We start from the raw sequence: 19366 nt of genomic DNA on the forward strand, positions 1-19366 counted from the left end.
GAAAAATCCACCAACTTGTTTTCGTTAAAATTATTATGTATGATTTTATACTTCAACCAGCATATATGTCAAGATCCTGTACGACCACAAAGTAGCCTCTGTCACCATCCTCTTCCACTGGGATAGCATGTATAAGGCTTGCACCCCCATGGTTGTTTGCACAGCTGACTGACAAAACCCCTCTGAGGAAATTTTCTGTCTGATATTCCGTATTGCCGCCTGTGTAACTCTCCATGCGCTCACGGCTGAGAAAATCTCTGACTATTTTTCTTGACCGATCAGAGTCAAACCGGTTACTTATCAATCCAATTACTTCATCGTAGTTATTCGCACAAGATACAGCATTGTTCAGCTCAGAATCGCCTTTTATAACACGGTATTTATCGTTCTCATAATTAACATATATAATATCAGTATACATATATGCGATCCTTGCCTCTACCCTGGATTGAGCCTTTTTTATATCAGACTCTATCTTGTCAAGTACGGTCACTCTGTCCGTACCATCCCTGTTGATGCTGTGGATCACGCTGACATTCTTGCCCTTCTTTTTTGCTTCATACAGCGCAGTGTCCGCGACATTCATACACTCTTCTGTGCTGAATCCTGAACCATTGATCTGACATATACCAGCACTGCAATGGACATTCTGCCCTCTCTCCATTGTCTTGCGCTGAAGTTTTCTGGCAAATCTTATCACCTTTGACTCCAGAACAGATATATCCGATAAGCCCTTGTGAAGCACAACATACTCGTCTCCACCATACCTGCAGGCAACGTCCTCTTCATAGCAGTCACTCCGGAGAAACTTTGCCACCTTCTCAATCCAGTAATCACCAACTGCGTGACCATATGTATCATTTACACTCTTGAAATCATCTATATCCACAAATACAAGAGAAGCACTATCTTCGTCAGTCATGTTATCTATATACTCTCTTATCCTCTGCATTCCGGCTGTCTTGTTGTACATGCCGGTCAGAAGATCATGCTCAGCCTCGTACTTTGTACGCTCAACCTCCTGTCTGGATCTCGCAAGTGATCTGTCCATCTCGACCATATCAACTGCAAACATGATCTGTGTAGAAGCAACCACAGATATTGTCTGGAATGAAATCCCATAATAGAATATGACAACAACCGTGGATATACATGGCAGGATAAAATACAAAACACTTGACCAGAAAACTCTTTTTTCCAGTCTTTTTTTATACTGCAAAAGTATCGAAAAACTTAGAACAAGTCCTGCTGCTGCAATAAGCTGCGACAACAGATAACCGCTGCTCCTGTTATAGAAGTTATTATCATCTATATAATAGAACAGCTTGTCACTGAACTGGGATATAATGAGCAGGACTATCCCAGCAGCACTCAGAACTACCACGCCCCTTGCTTTCGCTGGCATCTTCGTCTCTCCTCTGTTGAGAATGACAAGAAGATAAAACGTAAACAGAGTCATATATAAATAGTTGATAAAGAACACGGCAAAATTGCTTATCTTCAGCATGTAATAGGCTGTCTGTCCTGTTTTTCCCTGATAATACCATGACAACATATCTGCAGCCAGCAGGATGATACATGCAGCCTCCATACATAGACTCACATTCTTTTTATCTCTATTATTATTCTTCTGAAGGAATATAACCACAAATGCAAACAGACAGATTAATATTCCCCACATTTCAAATGCTATATTAAATACAGCAGTCCTATCCACTAACTATGCGCCCCCTTAAACTTCCTGGCGATTTATTGTAGTAATTGTACAATTTGATTTGTGCAACATTTTCTCAATTTTATAAGTTCATATGAGAATCATTCTATATATCATACCTTAATTTGTCAATTACTAGATAACACATATTTATGGAATTTTGTCGCCGCAGGAGACATATATGTCCGGCTGTCATGAACAACATAGTAAAGCCTGTCAACCGGCTGATGTTTTATACTAAGAACCTTCACATCAAGCCTTTTGAGCATATCCATGTAAGGGACTACCGCTATTCCAAACCCTGCTGCCACAAGTCCGGCTATGACCTCATCCTCCTCCGTTTCGCATGCTATCTCAGGAGCTTTGCCAAGCCCTTCAAACATCTCATCCACAAGACTTCTCATTCCAGATTCCTTCGAAAAATATACATGTTTATATCCCAGTGTATCCTCAACTGTCACCGAATCCCTGTCTGCCAAAGGGTGTCCCGACGGTGCTATGACAACAAGATCCTGTCTGCCAACTGGAATGGCGGAAAATCCCATCGTCTCAGGCGGTCTCGAACAGAAAACCATGTCATATTTTCTGGCTGCGAGATCATCAAGCAATTGCCCTGTGGTCCCTGTATGAAATGTAAACGACACATTTCTGTTTTCAGCTTTCTTCAAATACTCCGCTGCCAGACGCGGTACAAATTCCATTCCAAGAGGTCTTATGAGACCAAGCCGTATCACGCCATCCCCGGCAGCCTCCTTTTGTATGGACTCTACCCCCGCATCAAGAGTGCCAAGCGAACGCTCTGCACATGCAAGGAATTCTCTGCCAAATGCAGTGAGCTCCGTATTGCGCCCATTCTTTTCAAAAAGCATTACCCCAAGTTCTTCCTCAAGCTGGGATATTGCGTGACTGAGGCTTGGCTGCGTTATATTCAGATTTCTGGCTGCATTTGTGTAATGCTGAACATGGGCCAGTTCAACAAAATATCTAATATATGACAGGTTCACTTATAACTCCCCCTTTTCATTATTTATACATGATCCTATTCATATTTTAATACAATCCGAATATTTTTTATAGACAAAATCTATCAAACCATAAAAACTATTTATTTGTTATGTGGTGTTGTCGGTGCTACAATCAAAAATCGCAGGGATATATATATGAAGTCTTAGACAATTAAAGCTCCCCTGATGCCGGGGAAATCAAAGGCTATGTTATAAAACACATTAATGAAAGAAATGAGGAAAAGCAGAAAATGAATACTCAATCAGGAAATGCACATCTGCATAACATGTGGGGCGAGATCGCCCTGATAACAGCAGTCACCATCAACAGTTTCGGAGTGGTTCTCATGCTCTATTCTGCAGCGGGAATATCGGCAATATCCAGCGTGCCATACGCATTCTCGCTGGTTCTTCCAAGACTGACTCTCGGAACCTGGACATACATATTTCAGGGCGTACTTATTCTCACTCTCATGATCATGAGAAGGAAATTTGTCCCCCAGTATCTGTGCAGTTTCATAGTTGGTTTCGTATTTGGCAAGATGCTGGATATCCATGAGATGTGGATCGGGGCTTTGCCAACTGCCCTCCCATGGAGAATCCTTTACTTTGTGATAAGTTACATTTTGATATGTATCGGAATCGCACTGTCCAACAGATGTAGGACGGATTTTGCGGACATTCAAAATAAAAAAGAATGTGGAGGTAACAGACAATGGCAAAATCATTATTTGAGGAACTGGGCGGCAAATACGAAAGGCAAGGGGATTATTTGATACCGTGCTTAACTGTACCCGCCGAAGAAGAACAGGCAATAGGCATCTGGGGGCAACGGCATTTAGATTATCTAAAACAGTACTGTAAAGTTACATACGCCAATCTTCTTACAAGCGGCAGGCTAAACGCCTACCTTGCCGACATCAACAGACAGGCACAGGAACGCTTTGAAAGGCTCATAGAGGGTATGAAACAGGCACAGGGCATAACGGCTAAAGGCAGAAAACGCCTTAGAATGGACAGGATGCCTCAATAACATAAGGGCTTGTGCGAGGGAGATTGTGGAAAAGGAAATTATTTTTGCATAAACAGATGATTAGTGGCAGGGGGAAATCCTGCCGCTTTTTCTGCTTTAGTTTGTCAGCTTGACAAATAAAGGGTTAAGGAATATAATTAGATTCAGTATTATACAAGGAGTTAATAAATATGCGGCAAGGTATTCTTAAATAAACTGTCAATTTGATAGTGGGAACAAAAAGTAGCAGTCCCGTTTCACTTTTAATATGGGGCTTGGTTTTTTGTACCCAGTTTAAGAATGCTTTTATCATGTAATTTTATATGCCCGAAAACATATAAGTGTTTTGGGGCTATTGGAGTTATTTACCCAGTGATAGGAGTATTTATCACTGGGTATTTTTATGCCCTTTTTTGGGTGTTGATAGGAGGAAAATCACATGAAAATAATTAACTTAGGCATTCTGGCTCACGTTGACGCAGGAAAGACAACATTAACGGAAAGTTTATTGTATACCAGTGGTGCAATTGCAGAACTAGGGAGCGTAGATGAAGGCACAACAAGGACAGATACAATGAATTTGGAGCGTCAAAGGGGAATCACTATCCAGACAGCAGTGACATCTTTTCAGTGGGAGGATGTAAAAGTCAACATTATAGATACGCCAGGCCATATGGATTTTTTGGCGGAAGTATACCGTTCTTTATCCGTTTTAGACGGAGCAGTATTATTAGTTTCTGCAAAGGATGGCATACAGGCACAGACCCGTATACTGTTTCATGCACTACAGACAATGAAGATTCCGACAATCTTTTTCATCAATAAAATTGACCAAGAGGGGATTGATTTGCCAATGGTATATCGGGAAATGAAAGCAAAGCTTTCTTCGGAAATTATAGTGAAGCAAAAGGTTGGGCAGCATCCCCATATAAATGTAACGGACAATGACGATATGGAACAGTGGGATGCGGTAATTATGGGAAACGATGAACTATTAGAGAAATATATGTCAGGGAAACCGTTTAAAATGTCAGAACTGGAACAGGAAGAAAACAGGAGATTCCAAAACGGAACGTTATTTCCCGTTTATCACGGAAGCGCTAAAAACAATCTGGGGATTCGGCAGCTTATAGAAGTGATTGCCAGTAAATTTTATTCATCAACGCCTGAAGGTCAATCTGAATTATGCGGGCAGGTTTTTAAGATTGAATATTCAGAGAAAAGGCGGCGTTTTGTTTATGTGCGTATATATAGCGGAACATTGCATTTGAGGGATGTTATTAGAATATCTGAAAAAGAGAAAATAAAAATCACAGAGATGTGTGTTCCGACAAACGGTGAATTATATCCATCCGATACAGCCTGCTCTGGTGATATTGTAATTTTACCAAATGATGTTTTGCAGCTAAACAGTATTTTGGGGAACGAAATGCTGTTGCCGCAGAGAAAATTTATTGAAAATCCTCTCCCTATGCTCCAAACAACGATTGCAGTAAAGAAACCTGAACAGCGGGAAATATTGCTTGGGGCACTTACAGAAATTTCAGATGGCGACCCTCTTTTAAAATATTATGTGGATACTACAACGCATGAGATTATACTTTCTTTTTTGGGGAATGTGCAGATGGAAGTCATTTGTGCCATTCTTGAGGAAAAATATCATGTGGAGGCAGAAATAAAAGAGCCTACTGTTATATATATGGAAAGACCGCTTAGAAAAGCAGAATATACCATCCACATAGAAGTCCCGCCAAATCCTTTCTGGGCTTCTGTCGGGTTGTCCATAGAGCCGCTCCCTATTGGAAGCGGAGTGCAGTATGAAAGCAGAGTTTCACTTGGATATTTAAATCAATCGTTCCAAAATGCGGTTATGGAGGGGGTTCTTTATGGCTGCGAGCAGGGGCTGTATGGATGGAAAGTGACAGACTGTAAAATCTGTTTTGAATATGGATTGTATTATAGTCCTGTAAGTACCCCCGCAGACTTTCGGCTGCTTTCCCCTATCGTATTGGAGCAGGCTTTAAAAAAAGCAGGGACAGAACTATTAGAGCCATATCTCCACTTTGAAATTTATGCACCGCAGGAATATCTCTCACGGGCGTATCATGATGCTCCAAGGTATTGTGCAGATATTGTAAGTACTCAGATAAAGAATGACGAGGTCATTCTGAAAGGAGAAATCCCTGCTAGATGTATTCAAGAATACAGGAACGATTTAACTTATTTCACAAATGGGCAGGGAGTCTGCTTGACAGAGTTAAAAGGATACCAGCCAGCTATTGGTAAATTTATTTGCCAACCCCGCCGCCCGAATAGCCGTATAGATAAGGTTCGGCATATGTTCCACAAGTTAGCTTAACAGCTTGCAAAAGTCATATAAAATGAGATTTGAAAGGATTAGAGACTAATTATGATGAAATGCGAATGGATATTGTGTCCTGTTTGTGGGAGCAAAACCCGTAATAAAATTAGGAAGGACACTGTTTTGGAGAATTATCCCCTTTATTGTCCAAAATGCAGACAAGAAAGATTGATTAAAGTTGACAACTTGAAGATAACTGTCATCAAAGAGCCAGACGCTTAAGACGCAGAGCCGATGAAATTGTGGAACAATTCACGAATCATCGGCTCTTTTTGTTTCGTATTTGAAAGAACAAACTCACCAAATAAAAAAAACGATATTCGGGTGGGTTATTTTGTTATACCCTAAATTACCCTCTGAATTTGTTTTTAAATTTGGAGGGATTTTTTTATGTCCTTTTTTCGGGCAGTTATCTATCTGCTCATACGAAGCAAAATTTATCAATACATAGCATATCAGAGAACGGCAGGAAACCAGTTAAAAAAATTTCTGCCAGTGCAACGGTACTTCTCACCTTGAAAGTAGAAGTACAATCTCCATACAATAGAATTACTATTTCCTATAACCGTAAAGGTCACAGAGCCTTTGCGGTTTTTCTTTTGTCGATTTTTGTTGGAAAGTGCCGTAGGGCTGTTTCTGATATGCGGTGTCGTTCTCCGCCTCTCCATCTGGATTTTTTACATTTCAAAAATTCAGATTGGAGGACAATACGGTGAAATACGCACCAAGAAAGGTATATATCAAAGAAAGCGGCGGCTATGTGGAACTGTCCTATACAGATTTCTGCCGCCGCAGGAACGCCGACCAGACCTACATGGACAAGCTGTTTATCCCTGTACAGGGCTGTTTGCTTGAAGTTGTGAGGGAGCAATATACGGACTTCTACCGTGATAAAGAACGGTGGCGTTATCTGCAAAAATTAGATGCGAAGAACAGCCTGCTTTCTCTGGATGGATTTATAGACAGCGAGGGCAATCCTCTGGACTTCATCGCTGATGAAGCGGCGGACATTGCGGAAACCGTTGTCAATGCGGTTATGGTGGACAGGCTGAAAGCCGCCCTGCATTTGTTGTCGGAGAGTGAACAGGCATTGATTCATGCCATCTTCTTTGACGGTCTTACCGAGCGTGAGGTTGGATTGCGGTTAGGATTGACCCAGAGCGTTGTGAACAAACGCAAAGCCAGAATCCTAATAAAACTAAGAAAGATAATAGAAAATTAAAATTTAAGGCGTTCAGCCCCCTTGTTTTTTCCTTTGGGAAAATGAGGGGGCTTTTCTCTGCCCTCTCAATCAATTCTGATTGGAGGAAATAAGAATGGCATACAACCACGGACGGGAGGACAGGAAATGGCGTATCTGGAAAGAAGCGGAGGAAAAGTTGCTGCGTGAGTATGGCGTTGATGAAACGACCATTGAGCAGATACGAATAGCGGACAGGGCAGACTTCAATTCCAACAGGCGGTTTTACCGATGGACGAATGACGTTGCGGAATACCTTGAGGACATGGCAGACAGGGAGCGGCAGGCAGAAGTGGGTACGGTTGAGGAGTTACTGGACGAGATTGAGAGCGAAAATCTCTATCAAGTATTAGTCACGGTGGACGGGCGTACCTTGAAAATCGTTCTGCTGAAAATGCAGGGATATTCCACAAAGGAGATTGCCCCGCTTGTGCATTTGACGACTGGTGCTATCTATGCGAGGTTAGACCATCTGCGGAAGAAGCTTCGGAAAATTTTATAAACGTCTAATACATCCCATTATCCTGCGGGCTACTGGGTGGGGAGTGGAATCTCCCCGCTTATTTTTTGGCAGGAGGAGAACGGGATGGCATATCAGGCTAAGGCGTACACGCTTCGGGAGGAATCCGCAGAAAGCGGCACAAGGTATTTTATCAGCTTTAAGGACGGGCAAGGCAAATCCCACGAGTTGGAAGTGTCGGAACAGTTCTTTATGGAGTTTCGGCAGATGGAGCGCAGGAACAGGAATCTTCTCCAATGGGACGAGCGGCACAGGGAGTTTAATGAGGTATGGGACGAAACCCTTTACAGACGGGCGTTGCGTGTGCCTAAGAGCCTTGATGAACGCATGATTGAAGAAGAACGGAATGAAACGCTCTGTAAGGCGGTTGGGAGCCTGCCAGAGATACAAAGGCGGCGTTTCCTGCTCTACTACGAGTATGAGTTCAATTTTTACCAAATCGCCGCTATGGAGCATTGCACCGCTTCAGCAATACAGAAATCTGTTGCGATTGCAAAGGAGAAAGTAAAGGCGGAAATGAGGAAGTATCTCCAACCGTGACCGACACCGCCCGAAAAAGAAATCTGTTTTTTATTTGTGTGGGATTGGCGGCATTACATACTCTCATTTTTTCATGGGAGTAAATCTATTTTTAAGGAGGTCAACGCCTATGTGCAACGAAAACAAAGACACCGCCCGAAAGGAGGAAAGCCATGCAGAAGTTACAGACAGTCAACGCCGAAACGCTCCTTTATGAGCCGCTTGAGAAGCCGTCCTTTGTGGTGGACAGCCTTATCCCAACAGGCTTGTCGCTGTTCTGCGGCTCACAGAAGATAGGCAAGAGCTGGCTCATGCTGAAGCTATGCTTATGCGTGTCGCAGGGAATCCCTTTATGGGACATGCCGACAATGGAGGGCGACGTGCTTTACCTCTGCCTTGAGGACACGTTCTGCCGCATACAGGACAGGTTATTCCGCTTGACGGACGAAGCGAGCGGGCGGCTTCACTTTGCCGTGGCAAGCTGCAAGCTGTCAGACGGTCTTATCGTGCAGTTGGAAGATTATTTGAAAGACTATCCAGACAGTAGGCTCATTGTGATTGATACCTTGCAGAAAGTCCGAACCGCATCTAAAGATAACGCCTATGCAAGCGACTATGGGGACATTTCCCTAATCAAAGATTTTGCCGACAGGCACTCTCTGGCGGTCATTGTCGTACACCACATCCGAAAGCAGAACGACAGCGACGTGTTCAACAAGGTGTCTGGGACGACAGGCTTAACGGGGAGTGCGGACGCTACCTTTGTTCTGGAAAAGGAGAAACGTGCGTCTGACACCGCCAAGCTGTATGTGACGGGCAGGGACACGCCCTATCAGGAATACACGCTGCGTTTCCGTGATTGCAGTTGGGAACTGGTGGAGAGGAAAACACAGGAGCAGCTTGCGAAAGAAACGATACCAGACGTCCTTTTTCGGTTGGTGGATTTTATGAGGGATAAGGAAGAATGGGCAGGCACGGCAACGGAACTGTTAGCCGCTATGGGGGAAACGGAAACCGTACCCACGGTGATTACGAAATGGCTGAATGAATACCGCACCACATTTTTAAGCGAGAACCGTATCTGCTACCAGTACAGCCGCAGGAAAGACGGCAGGCAGATTGCCCTTGCAAGGAGGGCGGGTGACAGCGGTGACGGTGGTGACAGCGGTATTGGGATACCCTCTGTTACTGTCATTGACGCTTAAAGCCATGTAAGAATAACGGTTCTGCCCTGTGGGTGACAGTGGTGACGGTGGTGACAGTGATTTTAGGATACCCCGCCGCTGTCATCCCTACGGGAGAACACCCCGCAAACGCAAAATGCAGGCGTGGGATTCACCCACCCTTTTCGGGCGTGTAAAACCACCCCTGCGGTCAGAAAAATCTCTCCGATTTTTCCGACTGCGTTTACAGGGTGTAACACACTACACTTTGCCCTGCAAAGTCGTGTGCCAGACGTTCCCTCTGGACTCCCTTAAAGCAGGGCTGTCGCCCTGCTATCCTACGCCTTGCGGCTTCGGATAAAAGAATGTCGGGGTGACGGTGACGGCTCATGCGAGGGGGGTATCCCAATATCGCTGTCACCACTGTCACCGCTGTCACCCAAAGGGCAGTTACCCGCCGAAGAAAGGAAGATGATGGATTATGCCATACGCAATCCTGCGTTTCCAGAAACGCAAAGCGGGCGGCGTTGCGGCTTGTGAACGCCACAACGAGCGGAAGAAAGAAGCCTACAAAAGCAATCCAGATATAGATATGGAACGCTCTAAAAATAACTACCACCTTGTAAAACCGCCACGCTACACCTACAAGAAAGAGATTAACCGCATGGTAGCCGAAGCGGGGTGCAGGACGAGGAAAGACAGCGTGATGATGGTGGAAACGCTTATCACGGCTTCGCCAGAATTTATGAACCAGTTACCGCCCGAAGAACAGAAAGCGTATTTTACGATGGCTCTGGATTTCATTTCAGAGCGTGTCGGGGAGAAAAATATCCTCTCCGCAGTCGTCCACATGGACGAGAGAACGCCGCATATGCACCTCTGTTTTGTGCCGATTACACCAGACAACAAGCTGTCAGCGAAAACCATTTTAGGCAACCAGAAATCATTATCCGAGTGGCAGACCGCCTACCATGAGCGGATGTCCTCACGGTGGAATCAGCTTGAAAGAGGTCAGTCCTCAATGGAAACCAAGCGGAAACACGTCCCCACATGGCTCTATAAATTGGGCGGCAGGCTTGATAAACAGTATGGGGAAATCGTGTCTGCCCTGTCCGACATCAACGCCTTTAACGCAGGGAAGAAGCGTGACAAGGCTCTGGAACTGATAGCGGCATGGCTCCCAGACGTGGAGAAATTCTCAAAGGAAATCAGTAAGCAGAGTGCCTATATCGACAGCCTAAAGGAGCAAATCGGGCAGGAATCGGACTATGCGGGGCGTATGCGTGATGAAAAGTACGAGCAGGAACTAAAGGTACAGAAAGCAAATCAGAAGATATTTGAGTTGCAGAGAACCAACGAGCAGATGGGGCGGCTGCTCTCAAAGATACCGCCCGAAGTGTTGGAAGAATTACAAAGAACAGGCAGAAACAAATCAAGAGAAAGGTAAAAAGTGAATGAAGAAACAGGATTTTAAGGTGTTAAAGACCAAAGATTTATACCCGTTTCCCGACAATCCGTTTCATGTAGTGGAGGATGAAACGCTGTCAGAGTTAGCGGAAAGCATTAAGGAATTTGGCATTGTCACGCCGATAATCACACGCCCGAAAGAGGACGGGAACGGTTATGAAGTGATTGCGGGACAGCGGCGTGTCCGTGCGTCCGAGCTTGCAGGGATAAATACCGTGCCTGCGTTTGTCCTGCCCTTAGACCGTGACCGAGCCATCATTACCCTTGTAGACAGTAATTTACAGCGTGAAAATATCCTGCCGAGTGAGCGGGCGTTTGCCTACAAGATGAAATCCGAAGCCATGAAAAGGCAGGGTTTCCGCACAGACTTAACCTCGTCACAAGTTGTGACGAAGTTGCGGACGGACGACAAGGTGGCACAGGGCTTCGGCGTGGGCAGGATGACCGTGCAGCGTTTTATCCGCTTGACGGAACTGATACCGCCGATTTTGCAGATGGTGGACGAGGGGAAAATCGCCCTTACGCCTGCGGTGGAACTGTCCTTTTTAAAGAAAGACGAGCAGGAAAACCTCTTTGCCACGATGGAGAGCGAAGAAGCAACGCCCTCACTCTCACAGGCACATCGGATGAAAAGCATGAGCCAGAGCGGGCGGCTTGACATGGATACGATATTTGCGATTATGACGGAGGAAAAGGGAAACCAGAAAGAAACCTTGAAAATCAACACAAGCAAGCTGAAAAAGTATTTTCCGAAGAACACAACGCCAAAGCAGATGGAGGAAACCATCATCAAACTTTTGGAACGTGAGTTGCAGAGGAAACGTAACCGTGACAGCCGCTAATCTTCTCTTTTCGGGAGGTAAATACAGGAATTTGGAACAGGAGAAAGACAGAATTTTAAGGAAAATGAGGTAAGGAATGAGAGAAATCCAGTATGAGATTGTAAAGGAAATCGCCGTATTGTCTGCGAGTGACAGCGGATACACAAAGGAAATCAATCTTATCTCATGGAACGGGAGAGAGCCGAAATATGACATCCGCAGCTTTTCCCCGAACCGTGAGAAGTGCGGGAAAGGCATCACGTTGAACGCTGATGAAGCGGCGGCACTCCTTGAAGCATTACAGAAAGAATTGAACAGCGGGGATTGATGGTATCTGATTGACAGGGCGGGGCGTTTCCAGACGTTCTCCTGCCCTGTCTGGAAAGGAAGATTTAAGTATGGGCGAGGATAAGAAAGCAGATAAAAAGAGAAAGCGTATCGTGCCGAAAGCACCAGTGCAGATGATAATCAGCCGTGAATATGTCGGCACACAGACAGTCACAGAAGCGTTTATCCCGATTATCTCCGAGGATATTCGGAAGAAGATTGCCGAGGGCGACACCTTCGACAATGAGGGGCTGTCCGCTTAGAATGTACGCAATGGGACATGAAAACAGATAGGACAGATACGGAGGTTTTACAGTATGGCAGGAATCAAAGAAGAAAAGAAAATCTATTTAGTCGGCATTTATTGCCGCTTATCTAAAGACGATGGTACGGATAACGAGAGTGCGAGCATTGCGACACAGAAATCCATCCTTGCGGATTATGTGAAAAAGCAGGGATGGCACTTAGCAAAAACGTATGTGGACGATGGTTACTCTGGTACAAATTTCCAAAGACCAAGTTTCCAGAATATGATAAAAGACATTGAAAGCGGTCTGATAAATTGCGTGATTACGAAAGATTTATCCCGTCTGGGGAGAAACTATCTTGATTGTGGGTTATATCTGGAAGTTTTCTTCCCAGAGCATAACGTGAGGTATATAGCGGTCAATGACGGCGTGGACACGCTCAATAAATCGGCGATGGACATCACGCCTTTCCGCAACATCCTAAACGAAATGTATTCTGCCGATGTGTCGGTCAAGATAAAATCGGCGTACCGTGCGAGGTTTCAGCAGGGGAAATTCATGGGAACAACAGCCCCTTATGGCTATGTCAAAGACCCTGCCGACCACAACCATCTGTTGATAGATGACAAGGTTGCCCATGTGGTAAGGGAGATATTCGACCTTGCGTTAGCGGGCAACGGAATCGCCAAAATCCGTAAGCACATCAACAAACAGCATATCCTACGCCCTGCCGCTTATGCGGTCACACAGGGGGCGATAGGCTATGAGCGGCACTTTGAAGATAACGAGGAGAACCGTTATATTTGGAGCGAGAACAGCATAAGGGGAATTTTAAGAAGCCCGATATATGCGGGAAACCTTGCAGGCTACAAGCGGATTGCCGCCAACATGAAAAGCAAGAAACGCCCCTCTAAGCTGCCCGAAGAATGGGAAGTGATACCCGATACCCATGAGGGGATAGTCACGCAGGAAGAATTTGATACCGTACAGCAGCTTATGACGAGCCGCAGGCGGGAGCAGAACGCAGGGGGATTTGAGAATATCTTTTCGGGCGTTATCAAATGTGCGGACTGCGGCTATGCAATGCGGGCGGCGAGTGCCAACAGGAGGAAACGCCCCGACATCATCGACTGCGTACAATATACCTGCAATAATTATGGCAGATATGGCAATGTTATGTGTACCGCACATAGCATTGAAGCGAGGGATTTATTCAACGCTGTCCTTGCCGACATCAACCGATTTGCGGATATGGCGGTCAATGATGAAAAGGCGGTAAGGGCGATTGAAAAGCGGCTCACGGAAACAGACCAGAGCAGGGCAAGGGCACTGGAAAAGGAGCAGAGAAAGCTAAACAAACGCCTTGCAGAACTGGACAGGCTGTTTTCCTCACTCTATGAAGATAAGGTGATGGAGCGTATTACGGAGCGGAATTTTGAGATGATGTCGGGGAAGTACCAGAAAGAACAGCTTGAAATCGAAGCAAGATTGAGGGAGGTAACGGAAACGCTCAACGACAGCTATGAGAAGTCGCAGGGTGTCCGTGATTTCCTCTCCCTAATCCGTAATTACCAAGGCTTAAAGGAACTGGACGCAACCATCATAAACGCACTCATAGACAAGATACTTGTTTCGGAACGTGAGAAACTTACAGACGGAACGGTAAGACAGGAAATCAAGATTTATTATAAATTCATCGGCTTTGTCGGTGAATTACATATCACGCCAACCAAGCGGTGGACGGCGTTAAAGCCTAAGAATTGTACGGTGTGCGGTGTTGAATATGTTCCCCGCTCTGCAATATCAAAGTATTGCCCAGAGTGCAGAAAAAGGATAAGAAAGGTTCAAGGAACGGAAACGAAACGCAGGAGCAGGGAGCGAAACAGACAGGCATGTATTGAACTGTCCGCAAAAAATGACCGACTGATGTGGACTTCCAATCATCCCGACAGACCTTTTCCCAAGAGAGCTGTCTGAGATTATATCGGCAAAATATTCCAAGATTAAGATTTCGTTTGATGTGATCTGCCTTGCAACGACAGCTGCCATGACAGGTTTTATCCTCGGTCATATCTACGGTCTGGGAATCGGCACAGTCCTAGCTGCCTTCACCATGGGCAAGGGAATCGCCATAGTTGGAAATGTCATGGACAAACATGTTACAATAGCTCCATACATAACAGCACACATTAAGCACCACGGCGCCCACAAAGCTCAGTACGCAGGACACTAAAGTGATTTTCCCCACGACTAGGCACGCAGATAAAAAATAACCATATATATGGCAGTCGGTAGTGAAGGCTCCATTGGTTTGATCAGTTACCTGCTAAGGCGAAGCAAACAACGCCCTTATCGTTTGCGTAGCCGCATGCATATGTAACTGGTCGAATCAATGGAAGCCGAACGTGACTGCATATATATGGTTATTTTTTATCGTCCGTGCCGTCCGTCAATCAGGCATTTGCCAGCTGGCGTCCGAGCTCCTTACACTCCTCAAGGCCTTCTGCGTCAGGTGTCTCATGGCACATAAGTCCGGCTCCGCCTACGAGTTCTGCGCCTGCTGACTGCATTCTCGCCTCCCAGTCGCGCATCCACTCGCCATCTCCCCATCCATATGAACCGAAGAGCGCAATCTTCTTGCCTGCCGCAAATCCCTCTACCTCAGCAACGAATGGCTCCATCTCAGCCTCCTCAAGAACCTCAGCTCCCATAGCCGGGCATCCAAGTGCAAATACTGGTTCATCCTTGAGTGCATCCGGTGTGATGCTGCTTACAAATACTACCTCCGCTTCCTTTCCGGCATCTCTCACGCCGTCTGCGATAGCCTCCGCCATCATCTGTGTATTTCCGCCCTGTGTCCAGAATACGATATTAATTTTGCTCATAATAATCCTCCTTATGAAATTATATGTTATAGAGATTTACCCTATACATCCTTGTAAACTGTGTTTATCTACATCTTTCCATATACTTCTACGCCGCGTTTCTGCTCGCCGTGTACATCCCCATGATATCTCTCATATGCAGTCCATTTGAAAGAAATTGAATAAGTCTCTCTTCCGCACATTCAAATATATGAAATGTTCTCCGCTTTGATTCAGCATCCTCATATACCTTCCAATAACCGGAGCAAAGTGCATTTCTTCCGTTCTGCAGAATAAATCCCTCCACATCCTCTGGCGGGTATCCCAGCAACAAGCCCATCTCGTGTGGGAACCACTCCTTGCCAGAAGCTCCATCGCCACAAGCCATATCTTCCTGTGCCGGTTGCTTCGAGGTGAATCTTCCTCTGCTCTTTAAGTACTGCTGATATTTTCCGCGGAACTCAGCGAGAATCTCAGAAAGCTCCATGTCCTCATATCCCAGCTCAGACATAAGTCTTTGCACATCATCCCTCTGGACAAATGCCCTGAGCTTTGCCGCATTGTAGATAAATACATTTACCCTGCCACAGGTTGCTCCCAGTGTGTACATACATATATCACTGTCCTTCAGTATCTCCACCATCTGACGATATCCGCTGAGTTCTATGTTCAGCAGATTTGACACCTTGACACCCGTTATCACCGGTGCACATTGAAGTGCCATCTGAAGTTCCACGTCACCGAGCTCCATGCCCTTCATGATCTCCCATGTATTTTCACTCATACAAAACCTCCTTGTGACAAATAGGTTTGGTTAGTCTTGTCTAACTCTAATGAAAATACTACATGATTCCTCCCCAAACGTCAATAACCCGGAGTGAGACATTTTCTCACTCCGGGTTATCTTGTTGATTAAAAATATACATTTATAAATTCTGCTTTATCATCGTCCTGCGCGGCTCTTTATTTCCGCCTGTTACCATATTGAGCAGCCGCCACACACCATATGCACAGATCCCACACACAGCCACAGGTACAAGGAGCACTACTATGACTCCTGTGCAGACTCCTGTAATCAGGTATCTAAAATATTTCATCACATCACCATTCCTCATCCTCATATCTCCTGTCGTTTCACGCGCGCATTCATATTACAGCATATCGCCTATAAGCTTATCTTCTTAGTAAGCAGTGTCGCACTTCCTATATAACTGCCGATCATGCATACAACATAGAGAATAAGCTGCGGTATATTCTTATACATCGCGTCAAGCATAGTCTCCACCTGCACGTTCTTCCCAAGGTGCGGAAGCTTATATGCTATGTAGCTCACCAGCACATAGAGTGCTACAAAAAGTATAAAGCTGACAACGCCCTTTATCTTCTTGTTCTGGAGCACTGTGGAAGACAGTGACACTGCGAGGTACGCTATGGTGATCATTGTATAGAATTGAATAAGTGCTACTACTATGAACCCTGCAACATTTGCAATGACACTTCCTATTGACAATCCTCTTGTTCCCAGAATATCATCCAGCACAAGCTCAACGCCAGCTACACCGCCGTTATGTGACTTGAGCAGGTTATAATCAACAACTATAAGCAGTCCAAGAAAGGCCACAAGTGTCGCACCGGTGAGCAGGATTGAAAGCAGCTTTGCACCGATAATCTTGTAATTTGAAATTGGCGTCATAAACACCATATACCCAGTCTTGTTCTTCAGATCCTGACTGTATATTATCACACCATATATCAAGACGAACATAAACGAAGCCCAGCCTCCCAGCACAAGGAAGGTGATACCAAGTCCAGTTAGCAGATCTTTTTCTGCAAATATTCCAATCACGAACAGCAATTCTGCTGCCGCAAGAGCCATTATAACCACCAGAAGTGGAAATATTCCACGTCTGTATTCATATTTCATCATCTTTAACATAATATCTATCTCTCCTTCATCTAACAAATTTAACTATCCAATATGTATCGCCCCTCTCGCTCACACGAGCGGGGCAGGTCGTCGGAACCGATTCCTATTATGAACTTCGTTCATAGCGGTTCCTCCTATGCATATATTTCCTTATACATATCAACTATCGACTTGCCCCTGCTCACTCGCAGTTCCTCTGCATCTCCCTGAAGCACACAGGTGCCATTCTTGATAAAAAATGCGTGATCCACGATCCTCTCAAGCTCATCCACAAGGTGGCTGGACATGAGCACGGCTGTGTCATCCGATATATTCTGGACAATCGTGCTGATGATCTTCTCCCTAGCTATGATGTCTATTCCGTTCAGTGGCTCATCAAGCATAACGATCCTGCTGTCTCTGGACAGAGTAACGGCTATCTTGAGCTTTGCCAGCATTCCTGAAGACATGCTCTTCGCCTTCTGATCCGGATTCAGTTCCATCTCAGCAAGCAGTCCCATGTATTTGTCATAGTCAAAATCATCAAAGAAATCTTTGTAATACTTTCCTATGTCCTTACAGTTCATATATCCGAAGAAGAAAGCCTCCGTCGGCATATACGCTATGTCTTTCTTTGACCTGTATGTCATAGGCACTCCATCTATTGTGATAGTTCCTGAATCCGGCTTGACCAGACCGGCTATGATCTTCATAAGTGTTGACTTTCCACTTCCATTCGGACCGAGCAGCGCATATATGTGTCCCGGCTCTATCTCCAGCGACAGGTCGGATATCGCTGTGGTGGTGATATACTTCTTAACAAGATGTTCGCATTTTAACATTGTATCATTTCCCTTCTTTTTTATTCCTTCTTGTTTCTTTCCTTTTTTCCTTTTTATTTACTTCCCAAAGTGTTCTTTTAGCAACTCTAGGATCTCATTCTGTGAAAATCCCATACCAGTGAGCTGTTCGTCAAAGCTCTGTATAATTTCTTCTATCCTCTCCTTTTTCAGGTCGTCTATGACCTTGTCATCCTCCGTCACAAATGTTCCTATTCCACGTCTGGTATAAGACAACCCCATCGACTCCATCTCGCTGTAAATCCTCGCTGCAGTATTCGGATTTATCTGGTATTCTATGGCAAGTTCTCTTGATGACGGAAGCTTAGATCCCAAAGGCAGTGTGCCCGCTATGATCTTCTGCTTTATATCCTCTATGACCTGAAGATATATGGGGATATTCGTCTTAAATTCCATCACACACCTCCTCCTTGTATGTTGTCTAGCTCTTCTGTACCGCTGTACTAGTTGAATGGTGCACTAGTATCATAGTATTGTCAACTGTATTTTTAAATAAAGCATATTTTTTTAGTTTTTTGTCATCTAGATAGTAACTCATGCATCCGGTCATCTCGCCATCTTTGCTTATTACCTACATTTTATCTCATATACAATGTTTTCACTTAAAAGATAAAAAATTATCCATAAAACACATTATTCTGTGTCCTACGGATAATTTTTTAAAATTTTTTCTTTTTTAGAGATTTTTCATCTATTTGGAGATAATTTTGTATCTTTTCCCTGGTTATCCCAACAGCCACTAGAGAATTCATACAAATTAAATTTCTAGCATGCTCTCAGCACCAGTGCTTGCAGCTCGCACACATTCATATAAAGCTTCTCAACTCTGTCTGCAAATATCGCTGTGGAGAATTTATCCGTGTCGATCCCAGATGGAATCACCTCAACAGGGCATAACACATTATACTTTTCAAGCACATCCTCTATCTTCCTGCTCGGTGCTATCATGGCTTCCACCCTCGATGATAACATCCTGGTAAGTTTCTGCACAACTTTGCGTCCCCACGCTGCATTTAGCGAGAAGTAATGAGTGTAATCCTCGTATACCCTGAAGATAAATTGCCATGAAAATCTCTTGGCGAATTTAATGCCAAATTATTTAGAAAACTCCTTGCATTTTTTTCAGAATCTTCTTATACTATTATGGCAGTGTTGATAAACACTATCGGTGCGTGGCTCAGCTTGGTAGAGCGCTTCGTTCGGGACGAAGAGGTCGTGGGTTCGAATCCCGTCGCACCGATTTTTTTATGCACAAAAATATCTGAATTTCCTGCTAAAATATCACATCTGATCTCTTATCCGCATCAGTCTTGAAATACTCCACCATATTGTGTCCTCA

At 44.7% G+C, this 19366-nt stretch carries 20 protein-coding genes, 1 tRNA gene and 3 pseudogenes; 15 read left to right on the forward strand and 9 right to left on the reverse strand.

The features are described from left to right. Window positions 1-52: 52 nt before the first annotated feature. Entirely contained in the window at window positions 53-1717 is a 1665-nt protein-coding gene (locus DW159_RS11155) for a GGDEF domain-containing protein (protein WP_055146619.1), read from the reverse strand. A 125-nt stretch (window positions 1718-1842) separates the two neighbouring features. Further along, window positions 1843-2718, reverse strand: coding sequence for a LysR family transcriptional regulator (locus DW159_RS11160; RefSeq protein ID WP_117550809.1), 876 nt, complete (start codon window positions 2716-2718; stop codon window positions 1843-1845). A gap of 251 nt (window positions 2719-2969) precedes the next feature. Between DW159_RS11160 and DW159_RS11165 the strand changes: the two are divergent. The 14 genes and pseudogenes from DW159_RS11165 to DW159_RS11240 form a co-directional block, all read left to right on the forward strand. Further along, a pseudogene (locus DW159_RS11165) lies at window positions 2970-3380 on the forward strand (DUF6198 family protein); the annotation flags it as partial. A gap of 53 nt (window positions 3381-3433) precedes the next feature. Beyond that, a pseudogene (locus DW159_RS11170) lies at window positions 3434-3803 on the forward strand (TnpV protein). 366 nt (window positions 3804-4169) lie between these two features. Next, complete coding sequence (gene tet(O) / locus DW159_RS11175) at window positions 4170-6089, forward strand: tetracycline resistance ribosomal protection protein Tet(O) (RefSeq protein ID WP_117477955.1); 1920 nt, start codon at window positions 4170-4172, stop codon at window positions 6087-6089. A 54-nt stretch (window positions 6090-6143) separates the two neighbouring features. After that, window positions 6144-6314 (forward strand): cysteine-rich KTR domain-containing protein, encoded by a 171-nt coding sequence (locus DW159_RS11180; protein ID WP_004614788.1) that lies wholly within the window; start codon window positions 6144-6146, stop codon window positions 6312-6314. Window positions 6315-6804: 490 nt separating this feature from the next. Then, window positions 6805-7314, forward strand: a complete 510-nt coding sequence (locus DW159_RS11195; RefSeq protein WP_117550813.1) for a sigma-70 family RNA polymerase sigma factor — start codon at window positions 6805-6807, stop codon at window positions 7312-7314. A gap of 94 nt (window positions 7315-7408) precedes the next feature. Next, the gene (locus DW159_RS11200; RefSeq protein ID WP_117550815.1) at window positions 7409-7834 is read left to right on the forward strand and encodes a sigma-70 family RNA polymerase sigma factor; all 426 of its coding nucleotides are present in this window, start codon (window positions 7409-7411) and stop codon (window positions 7832-7834) included. 84 nt (window positions 7835-7918) lie between these two features. Beyond that, entirely contained in the window at window positions 7919-8392 is a 474-nt protein-coding gene (locus DW159_RS11205) for an RNA polymerase sigma factor (protein ID WP_117550817.1), read from the forward strand. A gap of 152 nt (window positions 8393-8544) precedes the next feature. Beyond that, window positions 8545-9576: an AAA family ATPase gene (locus tag DW159_RS11210; protein WP_117550819.1), complete on the forward strand. Its 1032-nt coding sequence runs from the start codon at window positions 8545-8547 to the stop codon at window positions 9574-9576. Between the two features lie 439 nt (window positions 9577-10015). After that, a complete protein-coding gene (mobV, locus tag DW159_RS11215) occupies window positions 10016-10981 on the forward strand; it encodes a MobV family relaxase (protein ID WP_117550821.1) in 966 nt (321 codons plus the stop codon). Window positions 10982-10988: 7 nt separating this feature from the next. Next, on the forward strand, window positions 10989-11843 hold the full coding sequence (locus DW159_RS11220; RefSeq protein ID WP_011528018.1) for a ParB/RepB/Spo0J family partition protein: 855 nt from the start codon (window positions 10989-10991) through the stop codon (window positions 11841-11843). Window positions 11844-11919: 76 nt separating this feature from the next. Beyond that, window positions 11920-12150 carry a YdbC family protein gene (locus DW159_RS11225; RefSeq protein ID WP_011528017.1) on the forward strand — a complete coding sequence of 77 codons (231 nt, stop codon included), beginning with the start codon at window positions 11920-11922 and terminating at the stop codon, window positions 12148-12150. A gap of 70 nt (window positions 12151-12220) precedes the next feature. Next, the gene (locus DW159_RS11230; RefSeq protein WP_002596259.1) at window positions 12221-12412 is read left to right on the forward strand and encodes a hypothetical protein; all 192 of its coding nucleotides are present in this window, start codon (window positions 12221-12223) and stop codon (window positions 12410-12412) included. Window positions 12413-12466: 54 nt separating this feature from the next. Beyond that, window positions 12467-14374 carry a recombinase family protein gene (locus DW159_RS11235; protein WP_117550823.1) on the forward strand — a complete coding sequence of 636 codons (1908 nt, stop codon included), beginning with the start codon at window positions 12467-12469 and terminating at the stop codon, window positions 14372-14374. Then, window positions 14325-14630 (forward strand): annotated as a pseudogene (locus DW159_RS11240) (DUF6198 family protein); the annotation flags it as partial. The gene DW159_RS11235 and the pseudogene DW159_RS11240, both read left to right, overlap by 50 nt. 220 nt (window positions 14631-14850) lie before the next feature. Here DW159_RS11240 and DW159_RS11245 read toward each other — a convergent pair. The 7 genes from DW159_RS11245 to DW159_RS13935 form a co-directional block, all read right to left on the reverse strand. Then, a complete protein-coding gene (locus tag DW159_RS11245; protein ID WP_055273120.1) occupies window positions 14851-15282 on the reverse strand; it encodes a flavodoxin in 432 nt (143 codons plus the stop codon). A gap of 88 nt (window positions 15283-15370) precedes the next feature. Continuing rightward, entirely contained in the window at window positions 15371-16045 is a 675-nt protein-coding gene (locus tag DW159_RS11250; RefSeq protein WP_117550827.1) for a DUF3793 family protein, read from the reverse strand. Window positions 16046-16187: 142 nt separating this feature from the next. Further along, the gene (locus DW159_RS11255) at window positions 16188-16376 is read right to left on the reverse strand and encodes a hypothetical protein (protein ID WP_117550829.1); all 189 of its coding nucleotides are present in this window, start codon (window positions 16374-16376) and stop codon (window positions 16188-16190) included. 50 nt (window positions 16377-16426) lie between these two features. After that, window positions 16427-17197 carry an ABC transporter permease gene (locus tag DW159_RS11260; protein ID WP_117550831.1) on the reverse strand — a complete coding sequence of 257 codons (771 nt, stop codon included), beginning with the start codon at window positions 17195-17197 and terminating at the stop codon, window positions 16427-16429. 125 nt (window positions 17198-17322) lie between these two features. Continuing rightward, window positions 17323-18009 (reverse strand): ABC transporter ATP-binding protein, encoded by a 687-nt coding sequence (locus tag DW159_RS11265; RefSeq protein WP_117550832.1) that lies wholly within the window; start codon window positions 18007-18009, stop codon window positions 17323-17325. 57 nt (window positions 18010-18066) lie between these two features. Beyond that, complete coding sequence (locus tag DW159_RS11270; RefSeq protein ID WP_117550834.1) at window positions 18067-18423, reverse strand: GntR family transcriptional regulator; 357 nt, start codon at window positions 18421-18423, stop codon at window positions 18067-18069. Between the two features lie 369 nt (window positions 18424-18792). Next, window positions 18793-19116, reverse strand: a complete 324-nt coding sequence (locus tag DW159_RS13935; protein ID WP_330410630.1) for a glycosyltransferase — start codon at window positions 19114-19116, stop codon at window positions 18793-18795. A 77-nt stretch (window positions 19117-19193) separates the two neighbouring features. Between DW159_RS13935 and DW159_RS11280 the strand changes: the two genes are divergently transcribed. Continuing rightward, window positions 19194-19267, forward strand: a tRNA-Pro gene (locus tag DW159_RS11280). The last annotated feature ends 99 nt before the right edge of the window (window positions 19268-19366 follow it).

It is taken from the genome of Coprococcus sp. AM14-16 (assembly GCF_003434675.1).
GTDB classification, from domain to species: domain Bacteria; phylum Bacillota; class Clostridia; order Lachnospirales; family Lachnospiraceae; genus Coprococcus; species Coprococcus aceti.